The sequence below is a fragment of the Pokkaliibacter plantistimulans genome, from assembly GCF_003194385.1.
GTDB classification, from domain to species: Bacteria; Pseudomonadota; Gammaproteobacteria; order Pseudomonadales; family Balneatricaceae; genus Pokkaliibacter; species Pokkaliibacter plantistimulans.
Genome location: NZ_LAPT01000085.1, coordinates 1 through 1,239, shown reverse-complemented (window position 1 = coordinate 1,239; position 1,239 = coordinate 1). Strand labels below are relative to the sequence as shown.

General features: G+C 55.6%; 1 protein-coding gene and 1 pseudogene. One reads left to right on the top strand and one right to left on the bottom strand.

The window, feature by feature from the left end; genetic code table 11:
* Positions 1 to 1,102, top strand: a protein-coding gene (locus WH50_RS17140; protein ID WP_110188454.1) for an IS3 family transposase whose coding sequence is annotated in 2 segments (ribosomal slippage) — positions 1 to 195 and positions 195 to 1,102 — 1,103 coding nt annotated over the 2 segments. Because the reading frame shifts where the segments join, the coding sequence is not laid out codon by codon here. This gene is flagged as partial in the annotation.
* 9 nt (positions 1,103 to 1,111) lie between these two features.
* Here WH50_RS17140 and WH50_RS17135 read toward each other — a convergent pair.
* Positions 1,112 to 1,239, bottom strand: a pseudogene (locus WH50_RS17135) (IS3 family transposase); the annotation flags it as partial.

Below are 1,239 nucleotides of genomic sequence, written 5' to 3'. Positions count from 1 at the left end.
AGAAAGGCTATTCCGTAACGGAGGCCTGTCAGGCGCTGGGGGTCGGCCCTACAGCGCTTCGGCGCTGGATCAAACAGGTGGAACATGAACAGAACGGTGTGGTGCTCTCAGGGAGTCAGGCATTAACCCCTGAGCAGCACCAGATTCAGGAGCTACAAAAGCGTATCCAGCGTTTGGAAATGGAGAAAGAGATACTAAAAAAGGCTACCGCGCTCTTGATGTCGGACGAGATCAAGTTCAGGCGCTGATTCGTTCGTTCAGTGATGACTGGCCTGTCACCCAGTTGTGTGAGCTGTTTGAGCTACCGACATCGACCTACTATGACCGCCAAAAAAGAGCGACGCTACCAGACATTCAACGCATGAACGAACGCGCTCAGGTAAGAGCCTTGTTCGCGGCCAGCCAGGGGTCTGCCGGTGCTCGTACGGTGATGAAGCAGCTGGCCATGCAGGGCGTTGCGATGGGGCGGTACAAGGTCACACGTCTGATGGCGGAAGCCGGTCTCATGAGCCGTCAACCGGGCAAACATCGTTATAAGCAGGCCCGGCAGGCGCATGCGGTTGTTCCGAATCGTCTGGATCGTGCTTTTGATACCGTACAGCCCAATCAGGTGTGGTGTGGCGATATCACCTACATCTGGACGGGTGAGCAGTGGTCCTATCTTGCCGTTGTGATGGACCTTTATGCCCGTCGAGTGGTGGGCTGGGCGATGTCTGCCACTGTAGATACGACGCTGACCTTGCGGGCACTGGAGATGGCTTATCGCTTGCGTGGTCGGCCGCAAGGGGTCATGTTCCACTCCGACCAGGGGTGTCAGTACAGCAGTCTGGAATACCGCCAGCGGCTGTGGCGGTATCGGATGGTTCAAAGCATGAGCCGGCGTGGTAACTGCTGGGATAATGCGCCTATGGAGCGGCTCTTTCGCAGTGTGAAAAGTGAGTGGGTACCGAAGTGTGGATACACCAGCCTGGATCAGGCGATCAAGGATATCGGTGACTACCTGATGAGCTATTACAACGAACAGAGGCCTCATTGCCACAACGGTGGTTTAACCCCGGTGATGAGGGAAAAAGAAGCTAAGAAGCTGTCCGGAAATAGTTGACCACTACACACTTTTCACACTGCGAAAGAGCCGCTCCATAGGCGCATTATCCCAGCAGTTACCACGCCGGCTCATGCTTTGAACCATCCGATACCGCCACAGCCGCTGGCGGTATTCCAGACTGCTGTACTTGACCA